The organism is Roseovarius sp. EL26, from assembly GCF_900327775.1.
Classification (GTDB): Bacteria; Pseudomonadota; Alphaproteobacteria; order Rhodobacterales; family Rhodobacteraceae; genus Roseovarius.
Genome location: NZ_OUMZ01000003.1, coordinates 134,467 through 155,164, shown reverse-complemented (window position 1 = coordinate 155,164; position 20,698 = coordinate 134,467). Strand labels below are relative to the sequence as shown.

The window sequence follows — 20,698 nt, the reverse complement described above, 5'->3', positions numbered from 1 at the left end:
TATARGCATGGCTAGATCAGGCTTGCGCCCATTGTCTAAGATTCCCCACTGCTGCCTCCCGTAGGAGTCTGGGCCGTGTCTCAGTCCCAGTGTTGCTGATCATCCTCTAAAACCAGCTATAGATCGTAGACTTGGTAGGCCATTACCCCACCAACTATCTAATCTAACGCGGGCTGATCCTTCTCCGATAAATCTTTCCCCCGAAGGGCGTATACGGTATTACTCTTCGTTTCCAAAGGCTATTCCGTAGAGAAGGGTACATTCCCACGCGTTACTAACCCGTCCGCCGCTCACCCCGAAGGGCGCGCTCGACTTGCATGTGTTAGGCCTGCCGCCAGCGTTCGTTCTGAGCCAGGATCAAACTCTCAAGTTGAAAAGCTGTTACCAGCTTAACCTTGACGTTCGAACCTCTGCACATATTGTTCCAACCGGCTGGTTGAAACGTCATATCCAGGTTCTTACTGAAAACCTGAATACGTCTCTGTTTGTTGTGCTTGAAGTTATCAAAGATAACAAAAAGCCGTCCAAACAGTGAAGCTGACTATCCATCATCGAATATGGCCGAAACCAAATTCTAGGTAGTTAGATATATGCACAGTAGTTGATCCATCGAATGAACCAAACCGCCCACATATCTCTTCAGATACTTGCGATTTCAAAGAGCGTGGACCCGAAGATCCAGAGACAAAATCTACACGAAGCACCGAATTCTTTCTGGTGCAACCTGCATCAATTCCCTCAAATTTTCCGCTTTCCTTCCCTCTAGAGCGTCGCTCCGTTGTTCCGTCTGGCGTCCCGTTGTGCGCCTCAGCGCCGCCGGTGAAGTGGGTTCTACGGTTAGTTACGCATACCCGCAACCCCTTTTTTACAAAAACTCACACTTTTTATCAAAAACAACGAAAATAAAACAATATCAATAACTTAACTCACACACCTTTTTGCCAACACAGCCAAAATCATCATCATCAACTACAACCAACATCCCTCAAAACACCACATCTTGCGTTATCAACAGACTTATCCACCATATCAACAAAGACTCACCTCAAAACCACCCAAGGAATCACAGTCAACATCTCAAACCAGAATCAATAATATAGAAAATGGCTTAACAAGGGGGAGCACGCTCAGGGTATACTAACCGCACATTACAGTTATGAGATGCTGTTAAGTGGCGCCTAAGAAAGCCCACATCCTGTTCCCTTTACGCGCCAGGCAAATCGGTTACCTGAAACAGTTTATGTAGTGCGGCTTTGCCGTTTGTCACGAAACCTCTTTGTTATTGCGGCAGGCCAGGGCGCTGCCGCAATAAAAAGCCTGTGTATCAGAGGGTATTTAAGCAGCGCGTGCCACAAGGTTGGCCGACAGCAGCTGAGCTTCGAACACCTTGAGCTCGGGCTTTGCCAGATGCTGACACGAAACACTCTGTGCGTTCAATTCTGGGAACAGTGCTAAAATCTCTGCGCGCGCCTCTGGGGCAATAGTATCAAGACTAGCAGCGCTAATATGAAAGCTCTCTGTTGCAGCGCCTTCGCTGAAGATGATCTCATGCTGATCAAACATCACATGACAATAGGTCACTGCAGCACAAGGGGTGCGGCAGATGGTGTCTCCATTGACCAGCGATTTTGCTGCAGCCAGACACTCAAAATGCCCAAAGATCAATTCCGCACGCCAACCCGACACAACCACGCGATGGTTCGGAGAGACCTTAAGATCGCGATCATTGCTGAAAGTGCCTTTCTTGATCGTGATCGGTGCGAAACGACCGCGCCCAGACACCACCCGGGAACCGACCCACCGGACCGGTTGATACCCGTTGTCTTGTGTTAGAACCATGTCACCAATTTGCAAATCCTCAACCGCAACCAGACCGGACTGTGTCTTGATTAAAGTCCCGGTGACAAAACAAGGCGGCGGTGCGGGAACGTCGAATGTAAAATCGCTAATACCCGAGCCACCCGTTGACGTTCCGTCGGGAGACGGTGTCGATACAATAACAACTTGCGATACGGGACCCGCAACGGAAAAGCTCAGCGTTCTGGAAAACCCAGTGTCAGGATCAATAAGGATCTCGCCCGCCGCATTAGTGGAAATATTCACACCCGAGCCGCTGGACGTAACTGTAATGCTGGAAAACGGAATTGGATCGCCATTTTCGTCCAGTATCAAAACCCGATAACCGTCATTAAAACTACCACCGGCGTTCACCCCGTTCAGGGTAAAGGACAGGTTCTCTACATCCTCGGAAAAACTGAAGTCCGCCGTCCGATCAGAGGTCGCAAAGTTCGAGTTAATATCTTGCCCAGATCCACCAGGGTCATCGGAACTCCAAATACCCGTGAAATCTGCAGTGACTGTCGTACTTGACGATCCGTCATTTACTATGACGCTTCCGTCTTCAGCAGTACCTGAGGCATTGAGCCAGAGGCTTTGGTCCAGTGTCGCCATGACTTTACTCTTTAAAACAAACTCAACTGGTCTGGCTATAATCAGTTCATCCAGATTTCGCATAGGGGAAAAGCGACATGAATTGCCCAAATTTGAGCTATTTTGGCCCCTACACAATCATAGGAACATCTAACCTTCGAATGATTAAATCCTAGATGGTCGTGAGGTCCGGGAGGTTACGTATCGGACACCAAGAAGGCTTACGATCACGAACATTATGAAGATTGGCTTTACTTGAATGCCCTTCACCAGCATCAGATAATGCGCACCGCCCAAGATAGCAGCCAGATAGGTCAATTTGTGAAGTGATCGCCAGTTGGCCCCCAAACGCCGGACAGACATGTTGTTGGACGTGATCGCCAAAGGCACCATCAGCAAGAACCCGGCCATGCCCACCATAATGTACGGGCGTTTTGTCAAATCCGCCAAAACAGCGCTCAATTGCTGCACATCTAGAATAGCCCAAACCAAAAGGTGCATCGCAATGAAGAAGAAACAGGTCAGTCCCAGCGCCCTGCGGAATTTCATCAGGTTGAGACCCAGATATCTTCGCAAGGGTGTCACACTCAAACCTGCAATCATCACATAAAGTCCCGCCTCACCCAGCGCATGCTCCAGCGCTTCGACAGGATCTGCGCCCAATTGATTGCTGATCCCCAGCCACAACAACCAAGCAGCATAAGATAACCCGCAAACATAAATGCTCCAAGCTGGGATCATACGCATAACCCGGTTCAACTGATCAATCACGGCCTTCATCTCCTGTTTCCATTTGGCAAATAGCCCTCACGACCCACGAAAAATCGAAACTGTGCCAACTTCTCGACATGATTGTTCATCACCGTGAACAACAACCGTTAGCCACGCCCTCCGTTTGCCCCTGCGAGATCGTTCTTTATGAGTCATGACTACCTAATGGCCTATGCCATACTGTCCCTTATTACATCCGTCGCCGTTTACATTGGCATAAGATGCTGGCGCAGCACCAAGGGCAACACCTCGATCTACGCCCAGGATGATCGGTTGGAAGATGTCGGCCTGAGCTTCATTTCGTCTTTGTTCGGCACCGCCCCGATGAAGCTTGGCGATGGCCGGATCGAGCTGCGCCCACCGATGGGCCTCAGCCTGATCGCTCCGGTCATTGCGATTGCCTTTATGACCTATACTAACTTTGACCCCCTGTGGGACTCTATCGGAATGACATCGGGTTGGTTCCGCGCTGTCATCTATTACGGGCTGATCGCAGTGTTTTGTTACACATGGTTCATGCTGCTGTTTGTTCAGAAAGTCATCTACAGTGATCAACAGATCATTTGCCACGGTGTTGATCTGCGCACCCAAACCCGAGACTTGGGCGATCTCGTCAGCATCCGCGTGCATGAAAATCGCCCAGCACTGGTCCTGACCTTTGAACGGCAGCAGCCGCTCTATATTCCCAAATTCCTGTCGCATCGTACCCAGTTCATTTCGGCTATGGAAAAGATCGCCAACCAAAACACCCGCAACGGCATGATCGCGCAGGCCCCCACATGGAAAAACCACATGGGGTTTTGATACCTCATAAGCCTCTGCATCTTGCCTGACATCGTACATAGACAAGGTCGATTGGATATCACCTGCAAGATTCAAAAGTGCTCTCTCAGGTCCATGCCCTCGTAAAGGCTGGCGACTTCATCTTGATAACCGTTGAGCATCAGCGTTGGCTGGCGCGAGGCAAACAACCCACCACCCAATGGACGCTCTGTCGCTTGACTCCAACGTGGGTGGCTGACCTCTGGGTTCACATTACTATAGAATCCGTATTCGCGGCCATTGGACTTGTTCCAGCTGGTTGGCGGCTGCGTGTCTGTCAGGGTGATCCGCACAATCGACTTGATCGATTTGAAACCGTATTTCCACGGCACCACCAAACGCAATGGCGCGCCATTCTGATTTGGGATGTCTTTGCCATAAATTCCCGTGGCCATGATCGTCAAAGGATTCATCGCCTCGTCCAGGCGCAGCCCTTCGACATAGGGCCAATCAAGAACCGGATAGCGTACGCCGGGCATTTCATCCGGGCGCAGAACTGTTTCAAAGGCCACATATTTAGCGCCCGACTGCACGCCAGCCAGCTCCAGCATATCTGACAGCTCAAACCCGTTCCATGGGACCACCATTGACCATGCCTCAACACAGCGGAAGCGGTAGATCCGCTCTTCGATGGTCATCTTGCTCAGGATATCCTCAAGCGCATAGGCACCCGGCCTATCGACAAGCCCATCAATCTGTACGCTCCAGGGGCTGGTTACCAAGGTGTGCGCATATTTCGCCGGATCGCTCTTGCTGGTGCCGAACTCATAATAGTTGTTGTAGCTGGTGATATCTTCCCAGCTGTTGGTCTCCAACGCCTCGGCGCGGGCAGCCCCCGCTATACCCGCCATCGCCAGCCCCGATGCCGCCGCCGTCATTAGCTGGCGTCGGTTCATATAAATCGACTCATCTGTCACATGACGGTCACTCAGCGTATTCTTCCAGCGATAGGCCATTCGGGGCTCCTTTTATACCAAACAGGCACTTTGCCTTAGTGTTGTGCATAATTTCACCTCTGTTCTGTGACAAAACAATACGGCTCACAATGATGTGGTTCACTGTAACGTAATGCTTTGCCGCGAATTCATCGCCTCAGGCATTTTCATTGCCCTTGCAGCTTGTCGAATGTTAGGGCTGAACAGAATAAGCAAAAAAGGCAGCCCATGCGCGTCCTGTCTATTACGACTATGCGAAATGAAACGCCGTTCATTCTGGAATGGCTCGCCTATCATCGTCTGATTGGTGTGACTGATTTTCTGATCTACAGTAATGACTGCGATGACGGTACCGACTTGATGCTGGAACACCTGCAAACGATGGGTCTTGTCACGCACCAACCAAATCCCAGAAGCAGCAAGAAAACTGTACAGTGGAAGGCCTTGGGTCGCGCCCGCAATCACCCACTTATGAAGGCCGCTGATTGGATCATGGTCTCAGATGTGGATGAGTTTCTATGCATCCATGCCGGGGGTGGGCATATTAATGATTTGCTGTCCGCCTGCCCCGATGCTGAAGGGTTTGCAATTGATTGGCGAATGTTTGGCAACAACGGGATCGTAAAATTCGAAGACCGTCCCATGATCGAACAATTCACACAGGCCGCACCTGATGTCATGCTCTGGCCTTGGCGAGCTGTACAATTCAAGTCGCTTTACCGCGCCAGCAATCGCTATGAAAGACTGGGTGTTCACCGCCCAAAACTGCGCAAAGGCGAAAATCGCTGGCAAAATTGGGTCAACGGCAGCGGACGCAGCGCAACGCAACTTCTGGGAACAGTCGTGCCCAGCGTCGCGCCACGATACGAGTTGGCCCAGTTCAATCATTATGCGCTTGGCTCAATCGAAAACTTTCTGGTCAAAGCTGATCGCGGCAAACCAAACCGCAGCGACGATCCGATTGACCTTCCCTATTGGATCGACCGTAACTTCAACACGCAAGAAGATACTCGCATTTTGCGCCATGCAAAGGCCGTGGAAGAGCAGGTTGCGCTTTGGAAAGAAGATGCTGAGCTAAACAAGCTTCATCAGGCAGGCGTGGCTTGGCGTCACCAACGCATTCAGGATTTAATACAAGACACAGAGACCTTCCTGACCCTGACACGAATCCGTCAAGCTGGTGGGAGTGAGGCATTGCCCGTCCCCGAACAAAAGGCCCTGTTTGAGCATTTCATGAAGCTGCGTCGCCGCCTGCTGGCCCAACAGGAGAACGGCGGCAGCACCAGCCCACCGAATAATCCGCCTAACTCCTAACGTTAGCCCTTCAAAACCCACCCCCTGTAGTGGCGAACAAAATCACAATCGGTTACACCCAACATATATAAGAGCGAGCACAGATCTGAAACATGCCTGACCTGATTGAGGAATTGCAAAACCGCACCAGCCCCCACGGACAGGTGATGGCAGTTTCAATGATGAAAGACGAAGCCCCCTATTTACTGGAATGGTTCGCCCATCATCTGGCGGTCGGCTTCACCGATATCCTTGTCTACACCAATGATTGCTCTGACGGCACGGTTGAGATGCTTCAAAGGCTAGAGGAATTGGGCCTTGGGTATCACAGACCGAATGACATTCCAGAAGGCAAAAAGCCACAACCCTCGGCCTTAAAATATGCCCAAACCGAGCCTCTGGTGCAGAATGCAGATTGGTTATTGGTTTTCGACGCCGACGAATTCCTTTCGATCGGGCATCCGTCCGGCCATCTTGATGGGATGATATCGGATGCTGTCAATCGTGGGGCAAATGGCATTGTCATCACGTGGCGTGTGTTCGGATCAAGCGATATTGTAGAATGGTCCCGTGCCCCCGTGAGCGAGCAGTACTTGCGCGCCGCGCCGCCACTTTGGAACAAAGGTTGGGGGGTTAAAACGCTCTTCAAGTTCGACTCTGACTACTGGAAGCTTGGCATTCACCGGCCATCGATCAAGAACAAACATCTTGAAACCGATTTCCCCGATACCGTGAAATGGTTGAACGGCTCCGGCCAGCCGATGGAGGATTATTTCAAGTTCCGCGGCTGGCGCTCCATCCGGCGCACATTGGGATATAACTGGGCGCAGATGAACCACTATGCGGTGAAATCCGTCGACAGCTACGCCGTGCGGAAATTCCGCGGCAATGTGAACAACAAGAAAGACAAGTATAACGCCGACTACTGGTCCCTGCAGGATCGCAACGAGATCGAAGATCGCTCAATCCTGCGCCACGCCCCTCGCCGGGCAGAGATCATGGAAGCCTTGCTGCAAGATCCGGTTCTGGCCAAACTTCACCACGCGGCCATCGACCGAGTCGAGGCGCGATTGGACGACTACAAACAAACCGATGCCTATCAACAGCTGAAAGATAGCCTGATTGAAGCCGGCAAAGTCCCCATCACGCAGGTTCAGGCCAAACCACCACAAGCCCGTGATCCCGCCAAGATCGCCGCCTTGATGAGCCGGGTGGAAAAGAAAGCCGCCGACCAACCAAAATCTGAACGTCGCACAGCAACTGTTGAAGGCTGGCGTAACGAAGATGCCTCTCCTTATGTGAAGGGAAAGATTGATCTGTCGGGCGACATTCAGGTCGATTGGGTTGCAAATCACGAGGTCAAACTGCCTGCTGACCCCCGGATCTTTAGCCCCGAAGCATTGAACAGCGTACTAAGTGGACGTTTTGACCGCCGCCATGCCCGCAATATCGCAAGCTACGTCGAAGATTGCTCAAAACTGCTCGATCTTGGGACCGGCATAAGCTTCATCAATGCAAGGCTGTCTCAGACCCGACCAGACATTGTACAGATGACACAGGAGGCGCGTCCCGAACTGGTGAAAGTCGGCAATAGCATCTTGCAAAAGAACGAGCTGGTAAACTCAGCCCGCCTCAAACTCAGCGATGGAGCCTTATGTTTCGAAGGTGACGGCAAGGATCAGGCGTCGGGCCTTGCGGCTTACCTGAACGACTTCCGACCAGATGCCCTTCGTCTGACCACGCCAAGCGTTGTACCCCCGTATGTGTTGGCCGGGGCTGATCTAGCAAAAGTCCAGCGGATCATCATCCCCTTTATCGACAACACCCAAGCGCAGGAATTTCGCGAAGCCTATGCTGATACCCTAAACACAAAGGGCTTTGTAGAAAAGAAAGAGCGCGCGGAAAGCGGATCACTGCAATATGATAGGACATCCCTATCCAGTGAACCCGGGTTTTGAAGATCCGACACATATGTAGCCTGAACATCATGAATACTGGTGCGTTAAACCAAGCTAAATATCACTTTTGTTTTTAAGCATATTCCTGATATTTCAATAATAGATACCGAGCTGAGGAAAGTGATAGCCCATGACAAATGACCGGGAGACTCAGCCGGATGCCAATTTACCTCCGCAAACGGGCACCATACTGCGAGCCGCTAATGGGGATGTCATTCGCTATGATGCCAGTGGCCTGGTTCTCAAACTTTCGAATGCAGTCATTGAAGATATTAACAATCGCTTACCCAAACCCGATCCATCCACATCCTCAAGGGCCTCTTCAATACCATCGGAGCAAGCATATTATAATGCAGAAATCCTGGGCGATATTGACGCTTGGAATGTGCGACGTGACGGGGAATGGTATGTTTTCTCAGCGCGTCTACCAGGGCAGCAGGGCACACGCGATTTTCGTCGCAATGTGAACGGCGGGGATATCTTCGCAGATACGACAGGGGCTCTTTTTGGACTTTTTAGTATCGGCGGGGCACGCCGTGCCGCCGCCACGCCGGGGCCGGGAACCTTCCCTTATCATGTTTTAGCACCCAGCGATGACATTGGCGCAGTTGGCGTCGCTGGGGTTGAAGTTGCAGGGATTGTAAAAGGCCTGCAACAGGTACCAGAACAGACACGCGATGCCTGCATCGCGCAAAGCTTGCTACATCAATGTTTCGACACGCATCGCAGCTTACCCACTTTTGTGGCCCGTTGTGAAACAGATACCTCCGTAACCGTGCAAGAGCTGGCATCGGGTCAGGCATATAAAAACCTATTGATTGCCGCGCAGAACTTGCAAAATGCCGCCCAATCCCTTGATCGGCCTGCCCGGATTTTATCCATCGGGATCGACTATGTGTTGGAAGATGTTCTCAGCGATCATGACAGTTATCGTGACGGGGTTATCGAGTTGATGAATAATCTAGAAACAGATTTGGCCAAGATGGGCTTTGCCCGGCCGCTATTCGTCACCACATTTGATTGTGGCACCCAAGAGATTAGTGACGGCCCTGCGTTACGCGCCCAGTGGGAACTTGCATGGAACAATGCAGATCACGATCTGCTTTTTTCTGCGCCCGGATATATGTTTCCTTTGGACGACACCGCACGCCCAGACCCATCCACCCGCCTGCATATGGCTGACATGGATGCAGCCGCAATAGAGACCTATCTTGAAGGAAAACCTTGGACCTGCCCTATTTTCTACCTAGCTGAGCGCCAAGAAGATAAAATTCGTGTCACAGCAGGCAGTATTGGCGATTTGGTCATTGACCAAGATGACCCATTTTCAGCAGGGGCTGGGGCTGGATTTCGCCTCCAAACGGAACAGGGATATGTGGGTATCAGCCATGTCGCTCTCTGTTCAGAAGATCCAAAATGCCTGCTGCTAACACCAGAAGCTGATGTAAAAGATCAACCCGTGACGTTGCTTTATGCTTTGGGGGCGCCACCAACAACCGATGGCACCTTGGCAAACCGGGGTGCAATACGCGATGACTGGCAACGGATCAGCCACAGCAACCGACCGTTGCATCGCTGGGCGTTACCCTGTGCGTTACCGGTTCATTGAGGTTCATTCATGTATGAAATTGACCAAATCCTCCCAGAGCATGTGCTGCTTGGCCGATCTGAAGAATCCATTGCCGAAACGTTAGATTCTGTGGGTGGAATTTGGTTTCTGGCCGGCGAGCCGCATTTTCGTTTCACACCCTGCAAAGCAAATCCTGACCTGAGCTTCCTACATAAGTGGCATGCGCGAGTGGGGGATACGACCGCCTTGCCCGTGAAACCGAATAGAGAGCAAGGGAAGGCGACAACTTACGCTGGCTCAGATTGCCTGGCCTTCTCCCAAGGCCTGAACGGCGGCTTCCATGTTCCGAAAATAGCAGATGATAACCAACGTTTTTCCTGTGCTATACGCTTTGCGGCTCCTGACAATGATGCCCGCACTTTGCTGACTGTTAATCTTGAGAGTCAGAGCAATTACATCTTCATCACGCAAAATGATGGCAAAATCACTGCAAAAGACGACAAGGGCTGCTTTGAATTATCAACAGAGACAAACACCCATGATGCAGGGTTTCAATGGCTCATCCTATCGCTGGATGGGGAAACTTTTTCCCTGCGCTCGCAAAACGGGGCTGTGCACAACACGCAGGCGCGCAACCTTGATTTTGACGGGCCTGCCCGGTTGTTTATAGGATGCCGTAGCCACCGCAAAGGTCTGTTGAAGACTCTGGGTCACAGCTTTGTCTCCGACGTATTTTTCTGGCCCGAGTTGAACATCTTAGATCCCAGAAGCGCTGTGGGTTCGGAACAGTTGGAATGTATAAATGCCCTAGATGGGCCGGGGCTTTAAGATGTCATTTACAGCTGAAACGATCCGCAAAGATAATATCTGCGTCATTTGGGTAGATGACATGATTGATATTTTCACCTGGCGAAACAGCTTTGGCATCGAAATCCAAACCCCCAACCTAGATCGTTTTATGGCAAGGGCTGCGCGCTTTACCAATGCCTATGCCACGGTGCCCCTTTGCGCGCCTTGCCGGGCAGAACTGGCAACGGGCTTATCCCCATTCCGCACCGGACTTGTCGATCTAAATCGCTTTTGGCGCGATGTCATGCCCCCTGTTAAAGCTTGGCAATATGATCTGCGGCGCAATGGATTTTACAATTTCACAACCGGCAAAGTCGATTCCAACTATAAACCCATGCCTCAAGAATACAGTCGTATTCTGTTTCATGAACAGCCACAGGCAGCAGACAGAGGGCGCCGATATAAGGTCAAAGATTACCTAGATCGTGGCCCCGGAATTAGTGGCATCAATCATCCAGATGATGATGGCAGTCAGGATCATAAGTTCTACGATTTTGAGGTCGCACAAAATGCCATCGATTTCCTTGGACGGGCAGACCCTTCGCGGCGCACTTTGATACAGCTGGGCTTTAAGCACCCCCATTATAATCTTGTTTGCCCGGATCGGTTTTATCAAATGTATGATGTGCAGGCGATCAAATGGCCCAGTATCGCCGCCCCAGAGGATTATTTTGGTCCACAAGCGGGTATGGCTGTGTATGAGGCCGCGTATATTGCCAATGGTCAATGGACGCCTGAGAAAGCAGGCGATGAAGGTTGGCGGCAAGTTGTACGCGCTTATTTTGCAGCAGTCAGCCACGTGGATTATGAGATTGGACGGTTCTTAAACGCGCTAGAAACATCTGCATTTGCAGACAATACCACCGTTATCTTTCTATCTGATAATGGCTTTAGCCTTGGTAACCACGACAGTTTCCACAAGATGAGCCAGTGGGACAGCGCAGCCCATATTCCATTAGGTATATGGAACTCACGTATGCAAGCCGGGCAAGAAGTCGACTTGCCTGTCTCTTTGCACAACATTCCCAAAACCATCTTAGATTTAGCGGGGATACCACCCCGTCCCGATTGGACAACAGGCCAGAGCTTATTGCCCCTGATCGACGAAAGCTTTGGGGCATTTGATACAAGCAAATCCCCAATAACATGTGTATTCGGGACCTTATCAGTACGCCCTTCAGTCGAAGGATATCAGCACCTACGTTACTTCCGTTATCCCAACGGCGAAGAACATGTTTACGATATCATTTCAGACCCCGGTGAGACCACAAATCTGGTGGAGAGTGCCCCGATCGAATTCCTACGTGACGAATTGGTTCGTGGCGCCCTTGAGCTTGGGTTGGATTTGCGTGGCCTGCAAAACCCTGCGAACGGCGTAAACGCCATGATGGCGGTGGATGGGACTGTCGTGCTTGAAGGTGGCAGTGGTGACAATGATTACTGGGCTTACGGTGCTGATGCCGAAAAAATTAAAGAAGAAAAAGACGGAGGCAATGATACGCTGTGGTATATGGCTGGCCCTGATGATTACGTGCTTCATGTCCCGGCAAATATTGAAAACATCCGTATCGCAACGGTAGTTGCACGCGACGAAGCAACGGCAACTGTGGGCAAAGAGCTGCGGATCGTTGCCCACCCCGATAGCCCAATTAATTTTGAGACCTCTGAGCGGGTCACAGTAAATGTGACCGGCAGCAATGGGGATGACGTGATGTATGGCCCGAAATATGCCGGGGCAAAATTTCATGGTGGCGCGGGCAATGACCAACTCATTGCCAAATCCAAAAAGAAGAAATCAACACATCAGTTTTTTGGTGGCGCAGGCGATGACTATCTTTATGGGGGTCTGGGAAAGGACCTGCTGGATGGCGGCACTGGAAATGATACAATTTTCGGCAACCAAGGTAACAATAAGATCTACGGGGGACATGGAAACGACGTCATTATTGACGGCGAAGGATCTTCTGAGGTGCATAGTGGTCCGGGGCACAACCAGATCAGTTTAGGTTCTGGTAATGATCTTCTCTATCTGGGAAGCGGCGATAACATCGTGAACCCCGGCGAGGGTGCCGTGAAGATTTTCATTCCCTATGGCGGTGTAACTCGAATCTCTCACTGGAATGAAAATCATATCTATGCCTTGGTCGGCTGGCCCAAAGCGCCTGAAAGAAAACTAAAAGGCGATAGCACGCGGCTTCAGTCTGGCATTAGCTTTATATTCATTTCTGGGGTTCGCTCACCCGAGCATCTGGATGAACAAATACAAATGTTTGACACCATGCCAAAACCAAGAGCCCTCATTCCCCCGTCAAAGATAACGGATTCAGCCACTTGAGAGCTCTAAGTACTGGTTGGTGCAAATAAGACTTTCCACTTAGCTGAACCCGCCACTGTAGATGACGCCCGCCATCATGTATGCGACAACAGACCCGTTCCTCGACCTACTGGCATCCTCACCGCGAAGCATATCGTCTATCGATATTTTTTATAAGTTCATTCCAAGGCCTCGGAAGGGTCAATGCCAACCTCTTGACACATGCGCCAGGCATAGGAATTTTCCAATGGCACATGCTTACGCCACCACGGTTTGGTGCCGTTAGTGTACAGATGCACTGAAACCGTCTGATCTGTGAACCAGCCTTCGACCCGTCCATGCGGATCATAGAAAATATCGTTCAACTGGAAAGGCACCGGATATAGCGCATCAGGGGTCATCGCACGTTCAAAATCACCAGTTTGTTTGGCAAAATGAGTGAAGGCCTGCGGTCCAAAGGCGGTGCGTTCTGCTTTGTAGATTTTCACCGCATGAGGCAAACTATCGTCAAGTCTATCCAGTTTCTTGCGTTGGTTCTTACCCCACCAAGCTGGATAATCTGGCAGGTTATCATAGTAATCCAGCAGCTGATCCATCAGTTCACAATGCTGCGGCAAACCAACCACGCCACAATTGAGAGCCCCTCGCATGCCATGACCGGCAAAAATCCAGTCCCACTCATCAGGAAACGGCTTGTGGCAATAGGCATCGCAATCAATCCACACGGCACCGGTTTTGCGGATCATCTTGTAGCGAAACACGTTGGATAAGAACGAAGCCGAGGTCTTCTCAACAATGTCCATCGGAATGTCCATAATCTCGGTCGCAGGGCGCACCTCAACCCCTTCGGGGGCATTGGTGACATTGTCAGTGCAATACAGTGTGACCGGATGCCCGTGGCGCAGATGTGATTTCAGGCACAACTGATTGAGGTACTGCAAGCGTTCTCCGATCCAGAGAGACGCAACAGGGCGACGATTGAGTGACATTATATCCCCTTTGGATCTGCAACGAGCCTTAAGCCGCATTGTCTCTTATTTGCCGTTTCAATGTAAAGCGACGATCCGCTTTGGGTGACTAAAAATTCATTCATTCATGCAAGCGCTCAATGTCTCATAAACCCCAGACTCCCCCATCTGGCTAACGTTGAAACGCATAAAGCCCGCCATCGACTGCGACACGCTAAAGACGTTGCCCGGCGCAAGCACCACATCATCGGCAAGGGCACGACGCGCAAGGTCGGCAGAGTCCACTTTGCACGGCAATTCACACCATAAATAAAGCCCACCACGCGGCATCAACCAAGGCGTGATGCCCAGCGATGACAACCGTTTGGCGGCATCCCGGCGACATCTGGCTAGGCGATCGCGAAGGCCATCCATGTGCCTGCGATAGCCACCTGTGCTAAGCACCGAATAGACCAGTTCCGCCGCAACCGGGCTAGGCCCACCGAAATTTGTCGCCACCTGTAAGTCAACCAATGCCTCTATCCACTCAGGCCGGGCGGCGATATATCCACATCGCACAGACGCCGACAGGGTTTTGGAAAAACTGCCAATACGTATGACATTCTCTAACCCGTCCAGAACTGCCAGCCGTACAGATGGTTCCGGTTCAAATGCGGAAAAAATATCATCCTCAATAATCGTTAACTTATGTGCAGCCGCCAGCGTCAAAATCTTATGAGCAATCTGCGGCGCAATGGTCGCACCCGTCGGATTATGTAGCGAAGAGTTGGTGATATAAAGCACTGGCTTATGATCTCGCAAAACCTGTGCAAACCGCGCCGGGTCGGGACCATCTTTAGTATAAGGCACCGTGACCAACTTGGCCTGATGCGCCCTAAGCAAGGCCTGAAAGTTGAAATAACACGGATCATCAACCAGTACCGTATCGCCCGGCCTCAGCAAAAAGCGACAGATCAAATCGATGGCCTGCGTCCCGGATGATGTTAACAGGATCTCATCAGGGCTGACCCCAAGACCTTCATCCACGAATTGGCGTGCCAACAACCGGCGCAAATCGTGAAACCCGCGCGTTCCACCATAGTCCGCCAGCAACGCATCATCTGCCCGACCAATCCCCCTTAGGGCACGTCGCATTTCTGACAAAGGCATCCAGTCTGCTGGCAGCCAGCCACAACCGGGTTTTGCCATATGCGGGCTGGCATCCAGTGATTGCCGCGTGACCCAAAACGGGTCAATCTCACGATCCAACCTTGGACCCACCTCAGTCACAGTGAACGGCTGCGTGCTCTGCGCCACAAAAAAGCCCGCCCCACGGCGGGCATAAATTAAACCCTCAGCAGCCAAACGATCATAGGCTTCGACCACCGTCGAAGGCGAAACCTGCATCGTTTCAGCAAACCCACGAATCGACGGCAGCTTTTCACCTTGCTGCAATGCACGGCTGATAATCTTGCGCCGCACCGCCTCTATCACTTGTTCTGTGCGTGTTCCCGGTACCATCGATCATTCTCCGCAAGTGTACGGGCAAACATACCAATACAGTTTGGCATTATTGTATTGATGCGTATCTGTCAGTGCCAGCCCCAATGCCGCATGATGGGCAAAAATCAGGAATGACACCAATGCTAACCACCACCAACCAATACATCAGCCGGGGCTGGGGCAGTGGCCTGCTGGGGGTTATCATTTTCAGCGCCTCGTTGCCCGCAACCCGCGTTGCGGTCATGGGCTTCTCACCTCTTTTCCTAACATCGGCCCGTGCAGTGATCGCCGCGCTACTGGCAGTCGGATTTCTCGCCTTACTGAAGGCGCCTTTGCCAAATCGTAAAGATTTATCCTCACTTGCGATCGTCGCTTTCGGCGTGGTGGTGGGCTTTCCTTTGCTCACAGCGCTTGCCTTACAACATATCACTGCAGCACATTCGATCGTGTTCATCGGGTTACTTCCCTTGGCGACCGCACTCTTTGGCGTCATGCGTGGCGGCGAAGCCCCTGGACGCCTGTTTTGGCTCTTTTCTGGTGCCGGCAGCTTTGCGGTCGTCGCCTTTGCCCTAAGCCAAAGCGCCGATGCGTCGCTCAGGGGAGATTTATTGATGCTTGGGGCCATCATTTTATGCGGGCTTGGCTATGCAGAAGGCGCTGTTTTATCCCGCCATCTGGGCGGCTGGCAGGTCATTTCATGGGCTTTACTTCTGTCCTTGCCGGTCATGGCTGTGCTGGCACTCATCACCTTCCCGGATAGTCTCGCCGGGATCGACACCGCCGCGTGGCTTGGCCTTGGCTATGTCTCGGTGTTCTCGATGCTGGTCGGCTTTATCTTCTGGTATCGCGGTCTGGCATTGGGCGGCATTGCAGGCGTTGGTCAGCTACAGTTACTACAGCCGTTCTTCGGGCTGATCTTGGCAGGTCTGCTGCTAAATGAGCCCATCGCACTTTCAATGATCGCGGCAACCGTGTTTGTGGTGGCCTGTGTCGCTGGCGCAAAACGATTCACCTGACGTGCGTCCACACTTTTACCCCTACACTATGGGATCTGCATTCCAGTGATCCGCAGAAACACAAAGGTCTGCTGCAAACTGGCTTTGTCCTTTAGTGAAACCGAGACCGTCACCTGATCCAAATTATATTGATAGAGGTCATAAAAATCCGGATGATTGACAGTCTGATCCTGAGATACAACCGCCTGTGATTGCAGGCACTCGCTGATGTCGCGGTTCAGTTCCATAAATCGGCTTGTCGCATCCGCTGCGCGATATGGGTAAGCCTGCTGGCAAAACACACCCTTCGCACCAGCGCGTTCCTGCACAGCACGGCAATCTCCAACACCGTTTAATTCAATTGTCTGATGCGCACCTTGCTGCAGGCTCAAAGCTATAGCCCTTACCTCATGGCAAAGATCCTGCGCTTCCGCGGAAAACGGCAACGCGCAAAGAACACCAATCTTTGTCAGGTTTTGCAATGCATGTTTCATATGCCAGTCAGTTTCCTCCCATACTCATCTGAAAGCAAATCACATCATCGCCTGATTTTCGCATCAAATGCCGCAAGGCACACCCCCGCTGACAGGAAGATTGATACCGGTCACGTAATGCGCGCCAGGCCCCGCAAGATAGGCGACCGCTGCGGCGACGTCTTCTGGCAACCCCGCGTCCCGCAGGGCGACATCTGCATATCGGCGGGTCTGAATCTCATCAACCGTGGCATTTTCTTCTTGCGCCAAGCGCTGGTTCGCAGCTGCATGCATATCCGTCATAATATACCCCGGACATACGGTGTTGCACCTGATGCCATCTACACCAAATTCTGCGGCAATGGTTTTCGACAACCCAACCAAACCGTGCTTCATGGTGGTATACGCACCAAACCCAGCCTCAGCACCAAGACTACCAGTCGATCCGATGTTGATAATACGCCCACCACCAAGCGCTTGCATCTCGGGTATCACGGCCTGAGCCAACATCATTGGCCCCAACAAATTCACTCCGAAACTTACCTGCCATTGATCCGGCGTTGTCGACATGAAGCTATCAGATCCAGCCAGAGATCCGGCGTTATTCACCAAAACATCGATACGCCCGCAACTCTGCTTCACACTAGCAATGCACTTTTGAATGCTATCAAGGTTCGTAACATCCAAAGGCAAGGCAAGTGCTGTCCCGTTTTTGTTTTGCACATCTTCAACTAGATCCTGCAGAAGCTCCATTCTGTCGCGCATCCGGCCTTCAATTTCAACGACCCCATCAATATCAGTCGCCACGACCGCGGCTCCCTCTTCTACCAGTCGCCGCACAATTGCAGCACCAATGCCGCGTGGTGCTGATGCACCTGTTACGATGGCCACTTGTCCCGCCAATTCCGTCATGGGCGCCTCTTTCTCAGCTGTCCGTGAATACAAAAAAACCCGCTATTACAGGCGGGCTTTCTTAGGTTAGTGAACCACCACATCTTCGGGAGGTTGCTGATTGGTGTTGCCAACCCGGTCCCCCATGATCAGCCCCTCGGTACCGGCAGTGACCGGCACCGTGGTACCATCAAGGATGTCACCCGCCAGAATCGCCTCGGCCAATGGATCTTGCAGCGCTCGTTGAATAACGCGCTTCAATGGCCGCGCCCCGAAGACGGGATCATAACCTTCGTCCGCCAACCACTTCTTAGCAACATCATCCAGCTCCAGCGTGATCTTGCGCGCGGCAAGGCGTTTGAGCAAACGACGCATCTGGATCTCAACAATCCCACCCATATCTTCGCGGCCAAGCCGATCAAAGATGATAGTCTCGTCCAGACGGTTCAAGAACTCAGGCCGGAAATGTGCCCGCACCGCATCCATCACATCACGCCGCGCATCCGCCGCATCGGCCCCATCTGGCAACTGGCTCAGCGCCTGCGCCCCAAGATTCGAGGTCAGGATAATCAGCGTCTGTTTGAAATCTACCGTCCGGCCCTGACCATCGGTCAGAACACCATCATCCAACACCTGCAACAGCACGTTAAAGACATCTGGATGGGCCTTTTCAACCTCATCAAACAGAACAACCTGATAGGGACGACGACGTACAGCCTCGGTCAGCACGCCACCTTCGTCATAACCGACATAACCCGGAGGTGCACCAATCAGACGGGCGACCGAATGTTTCTCCATGAACTCTGACATATCGATGCGCACCATCGCACTGTCATCATCAAATAGAAACTCGGCCACGGCTTTGGTCAGCTCAGTCTTCCCCACACCCGTGGGCCCAAGAAACAAGAAGCTGCCCAAGGGGCGGTTCTCGTCGTTCAACCCCGCACGCGCCCGGCGCACAGCGTTGGCCACGGCCTTCACGGCAGCGTTCTGGCCGATGACCCGACGATGCAGATTGTCTTCCATCCCCAGCAGCTTTTCACGCTCACCTTCCAGCATCTTGGCCGTAGGAATGCCGGTCCAACGCTCAACCACCTGCGCGATCTGTTCAGGGCGCACAGCCTCTTCGACCATCACATCTTTGTCTTCCGATGCTTCGGCTTCGACCAGTTGCTTCTCAAGCGATGGGATCACGCCATATGACAACTCTCCGGCCTTACCCAGATCGCCTGCGCGCTTGGCATTCTCCAACTCTATTCGTGCCCGATCCAACTGTTCTTTGATGTCACGCGCACCCGCCAGCTTGTCCCGTTCGGCTTGCCATTGCGCTGTCATCTCCGCAGAATGCTCTTGCAGATCTGCCAGCTCTTTTTCCAGCTTTTCAAGTCGATCTTTGCTGGCGGCATCATCCTCTTTCTTAAGCGCTTCCGCCTCGATCTGCTTTTGCAGGATCTCACGATCTAACGCATCCAGCTCTTCTGGCTTGCTATCAACTTCCATGCGCAGGCGGCTCGCCGCTTCGTCCATCAGGTCAATCGCCTTATCCGGCAAAAACCGGTCGGTGATATAACGATGGCTCAGCGTCGCAGCCGTGACCAAGGCACTGTCCGAAATCCGCACCCCGTGGTGCAGCTCATACTTCTCCTTGATCCCGCGCAGGATCGAAATCGTGTCTTCAACCGTCGGCTCTTCCACCACCAAAGGCTGGAACCGCCGCGCCAAAGCTGCGTCTTTCTCAACATGTTTACGGTATTCATCCAGTGTGGTCGCGCCGATACAATGCAACTCACCCCGCGCCAAAGCAGGCTTAATCAGGTTCGCAGCATCCATCGCGCCATCGGTTTTACCCGCACCTACAAGCGTGTGCATCTCGTCAATGAACAAGATCACCTCACCCGCAGCTGAGGTCACCTCATTCAGAACCGCTTTCAAGCGTTCCTCAAACTCACCACGATATTTGGCACCAGCAATCAGCGCACCCATGTCCAAAGACAACAACCGCTTGTTGGCAAGGCTTTCAGGCACGTCACCATTGATAATACGCAAGGCCAACCCTTCGGCAATCGCGGTTTTACCCACACCCGGTTCACCAATTAGAACAGGGTTATTCTTGGTCCGGCGGCTCAAGATCTGCATCGCCCGCCGAATTTCATCGTCACGGCCAATAATCGGGTCAATCTTGCCCTCAGATGCGGCCTTGGTCAGATCGCTCGCATATTTTTCAAGCGCCTCATAGGTATCTTCGGCGCTGGCATTATCAGCGGTACGGCCTTTGCGAATGTCATTGATCGCCTCATTGATCTTCTGCGCGCTGACAGCCCCGGCTTCCAGCGCGTCCTTGGCAGGGCTCTTCACCACAGCCAATGCCGTCAGCAGCCGTTCAACCGGCACAAAGCTGTCGCCTGCTTTCTTGGCAAGCTTTTCAGCCTCAGCAATGACCTTGCCAGTTTGTTGATCCATATAAGTCTGGCCGGTATCGCCTGAAACCTGTGGAATCTTTGCAATCGATTGCTCCAAAGATTGCATCACACGTTCGGGCGCGCCACCGGCGCGTTTGATCAGATTGCTTGCCAACCCCTGATCATCATCCATCAATGCCTTAAGCAAATGTTCGGGTGCCAGTTTCTGATGGCTCTCCCGCATCGCAATCGTTTGGGCCGCCTGCAAAAATCCGCGCGACCGCTCTGTGAACTTGTTCAAGTCCATCTTGTTCTCCTTTTCTTAAGCGTTCCCATAATCTTGCGCACCCGCCAGGCAGCATGCGTCACTCTAGGAACCTCTGCACAATAAATGGGCAACTATCGCGTTTCGTTCAAGACCCAACGCCACAGTTTTACACTCAATTCGCTGACGCAGCGTCAAATTGGCACTTTTTTGTGAAACCCCTTGGAAAACAGGCCCTGCATCCCATTTATTCAAAAGTTATCCACAGGCCCAGAACGTGAGG

The 20,698-nt window shown here is 52.1% G+C and carries 15 protein-coding genes and 1 rRNA gene; 7 read left to right on the top strand and 9 right to left on the bottom strand.

The window, feature by feature from the left end; genetic code table 11:
- From D9A02_RS19310 to msrQ, 3 genes are all read right to left on the bottom strand, one after another.
- Positions 1 to 373, bottom strand: a 16S ribosomal RNA gene (locus D9A02_RS19310); the annotation flags it as partial.
- 962 nt (positions 374 to 1,335) lie between these two features.
- The gene (locus tag D9A02_RS01675; protein WP_162932923.1) at positions 1,336 to 2,451 is read right to left on the bottom strand and encodes a Hint domain-containing protein; all 1,116 of its coding nucleotides are present in this window, start codon (positions 2,449 to 2,451) and stop codon (positions 1,336 to 1,338) included.
- Positions 2,452 to 2,595: 144 nt separating this feature from the next.
- Complete coding sequence (msrQ, locus tag D9A02_RS01670; RefSeq protein WP_174232018.1) at positions 2,596 to 3,210, bottom strand: protein-methionine-sulfoxide reductase heme-binding subunit MsrQ; 615 nt, start codon at positions 3,208 to 3,210, stop codon at positions 2,596 to 2,598.
- A 138-nt stretch (positions 3,211 to 3,348) separates the two neighbouring features.
- Between msrQ and D9A02_RS01665 the strand changes: the two genes are divergently transcribed.
- On the top strand, positions 3,349 to 4,005 hold the full coding sequence (locus D9A02_RS01665; protein WP_162932922.1) for a hypothetical protein: 657 nt from the start codon (positions 3,349 to 3,351) through the stop codon (positions 4,003 to 4,005).
- Positions 4,006 to 4,076: 71 nt separating this feature from the next.
- On the opposite strand, the gene msrP is transcribed toward D9A02_RS01665, so the two are convergent.
- Positions 4,077 to 4,979, bottom strand: a complete 903-nt coding sequence (gene msrP, locus D9A02_RS01660) for a protein-methionine-sulfoxide reductase catalytic subunit MsrP (protein WP_120499242.1) — start codon at positions 4,977 to 4,979, stop codon at positions 4,077 to 4,079.
- Between the two features lie 207 nt (positions 4,980 to 5,186).
- Here msrP and D9A02_RS01655 point away from each other — a divergent pair, with 207 nt between their 5' ends.
- From D9A02_RS01655 to D9A02_RS01635, 5 genes are all read left to right on the top strand, one after another.
- Positions 5,187 to 6,272: a glycosyltransferase family 2 protein gene (locus tag D9A02_RS01655; protein ID WP_120499241.1), complete on the top strand. Its 1,086-nt coding sequence runs from the start codon at positions 5,187 to 5,189 to the stop codon at positions 6,270 to 6,272.
- A gap of 92 nt (positions 6,273 to 6,364) precedes the next feature.
- Positions 6,365 to 8,209 carry a glycosyltransferase family 2 protein gene (locus D9A02_RS01650; protein ID WP_254054505.1) on the top strand — a complete coding sequence of 615 codons (1,845 nt, stop codon included), beginning with the start codon at positions 6,365 to 6,367 and terminating at the stop codon, positions 8,207 to 8,209.
- Positions 8,210 to 8,339: 130 nt separating this feature from the next.
- Positions 8,340 to 9,818: a hypothetical protein gene (locus D9A02_RS01645; protein ID WP_120499240.1), complete on the top strand. Its 1,479-nt coding sequence runs from the start codon at positions 8,340 to 8,342 to the stop codon at positions 9,816 to 9,818.
- Positions 9,819 to 9,827: 9 nt separating this feature from the next.
- The gene (locus tag D9A02_RS01640) at positions 9,828 to 10,607 is read left to right on the top strand and encodes a hypothetical protein (RefSeq protein WP_120499239.1); all 780 of its coding nucleotides are present in this window, start codon (positions 9,828 to 9,830) and stop codon (positions 10,605 to 10,607) included.
- 1 nt (position 10,608) lies between these two features.
- Positions 10,609 to 12,963 carry a sulfatase-like hydrolase/transferase gene (locus tag D9A02_RS01635; protein ID WP_120499255.1) on the top strand — a complete coding sequence of 785 codons (2,355 nt, stop codon included), beginning with the start codon at positions 10,609 to 10,611 and terminating at the stop codon, positions 12,961 to 12,963.
- Positions 12,964 to 13,121: 158 nt separating this feature from the next.
- Here the strand turns inward: D9A02_RS01635 and D9A02_RS01630 are convergent, their stop codons facing one another.
- Entirely contained in the window at positions 13,122 to 13,931 is an 810-nt protein-coding gene (locus tag D9A02_RS01630) for a hypothetical protein (RefSeq protein WP_120499238.1), read from the bottom strand.
- 96 nt (positions 13,932 to 14,027) lie between these two features.
- Positions 14,028 to 15,410, bottom strand: a complete 1,383-nt coding sequence (locus tag D9A02_RS01625) for a PLP-dependent aminotransferase family protein (RefSeq protein ID WP_120499237.1) — start codon at positions 15,408 to 15,410, stop codon at positions 14,028 to 14,030.
- Between the two features lie 122 nt (positions 15,411 to 15,532).
- Here D9A02_RS01625 and D9A02_RS01620 point away from each other — a divergent pair, with 122 nt between their 5' ends.
- Positions 15,533 to 16,408: a DMT family transporter gene (locus D9A02_RS01620; RefSeq protein WP_120499254.1), complete on the top strand. Its 876-nt coding sequence runs from the start codon at positions 15,533 to 15,535 to the stop codon at positions 16,406 to 16,408.
- Positions 16,409 to 16,434: 26 nt separating this feature from the next.
- On the opposite strand, the gene D9A02_RS01615 is transcribed toward D9A02_RS01620, so the two are convergent.
- From D9A02_RS01615 to clpB, 3 genes are all read right to left on the bottom strand, one after another.
- The gene (locus tag D9A02_RS01615; protein ID WP_120499236.1) at positions 16,435 to 16,881 is read right to left on the bottom strand and encodes a hypothetical protein; all 447 of its coding nucleotides are present in this window, start codon (positions 16,879 to 16,881) and stop codon (positions 16,435 to 16,437) included.
- A 63-nt stretch (positions 16,882 to 16,944) separates the two neighbouring features.
- On the bottom strand, positions 16,945 to 17,772 hold the full coding sequence (locus D9A02_RS01610; RefSeq protein WP_120499235.1) for an SDR family NAD(P)-dependent oxidoreductase: 828 nt from the start codon (positions 17,770 to 17,772) through the stop codon (positions 16,945 to 16,947).
- A 66-nt stretch (positions 17,773 to 17,838) separates the two neighbouring features.
- The gene (gene clpB / locus D9A02_RS01605; protein ID WP_120499234.1) at positions 17,839 to 20,457 is read right to left on the bottom strand and encodes an ATP-dependent chaperone ClpB; all 2,619 of its coding nucleotides are present in this window, start codon (positions 20,455 to 20,457) and stop codon (positions 17,839 to 17,841) included.
- Between the last annotated feature and the right edge of the window lie 241 nt (positions 20,458 to 20,698).